Annotated in this window: 1 protein-coding gene; it reads left to right on the top strand. The window is 67.5% G+C overall.

Going from position 1 to position 1,043, the window contains the following annotated elements:
• Nucleotides 1-187 precede the first annotated feature (187 nt).
• A partial coding sequence (locus tag KTN05_RS17640; RefSeq protein WP_254368345.1) for a zinc-binding dehydrogenase occupies nt 188-1,043 on the top strand: 856 nt, incomplete at its 3' end.

Here is a 1,043-nt window from a genome sequence, read left to right as displayed (position 1 = left end):
CCCAAGGCCATCCGGGCGGACGAGGTCGCCAATGCTGCGCTCTACGCGCTTGAGGCTGGCGACCATGCGGCTGTTCGCGAGGTCTTCCTGATGCCGCGCTGAAGCGCCCGGCTGGACAGCTCCGCGCGGACGGCGTTTGCTCCGACGATGACGAGGATCGGGCGGGACGCCAGCTTGCGAGGACATCATGCCGCGAAACAGCCTTGAACTGAGATCGACCATCACGGCCGACGGAACGCTGCGGATCAACCTGGAACGCATCTCTGTCGCCGAACCGGGGCAGGGCGAGTTGCTGGTCCGGGTCGAGGCCGCGCCGATCAATCCCTCGGACCTCGGGCTGCTGTTCGGTCCCGCCGACATGGAGACGCTGCGGGCAGAGGGCACCGAGGAAGCGCCGGTCCTGACGGCGAAGGTTCCTCCGCATCTGCTTCCCGCCGTCAGCGCCCGGCTGGACCAGTCAATGGCGGTGGGCAACGAAGCCTCTGGAACCGTGATCGCGGCGGGTCCCGACCTGCAGGAGCTGATCGGCAAGCGCGTCGCCATGATCGGCGGCGCCATGTATGCCGAGCTGCGCCTGATCCGCCGTGATGGGTGCATCGTCCTCCCGGAGGGAGCCACGGCGGCGGAGGGGGCGGCGCTCTTCGTCAACCCGCTCACGGCCCTCGGCTTCGTGGAGACCATGCGGGCCGAGGGCCACAAGGCCATCATCCATGTTCCCGCAGCGTCGAACCTGGGGCAGATGCTGGTGCGGATCTGCAAATCGGACGGCATCGATCTGGTGAACATCGTCCGCAGTCCCGCGCAGGCCGAGCTGCTGCGGGGCATCGGTGCGACCCATGTCGTAGACAGCAGTCAGCCGGACTTCCGGCAGCAGCTGGAGGATGCCATAGCCGAAACCGGCGCGACGCTGGCCTTCGATGCCATCGGGGGCGGCGAGATGACCAGCAGGCTGCTCAACGCCATGGAGGCGGTCGCCGCCCGCGACATGGAAAGCTATGACCGCTATGGGTCGGCCGTCATGAAGCAGGTCTACATCTACGGCG

Source organism: Paracoccus sp. Z118 (genome assembly GCF_019061185.1).
Taxonomy (GTDB): domain Bacteria; phylum Pseudomonadota; class Alphaproteobacteria; order Rhodobacterales; family Rhodobacteraceae; genus Paracoccus.
Note: the sequence above shows the minus strand (reverse complement) of the source record. Positions and strands in the feature narration are given on the sequence as shown.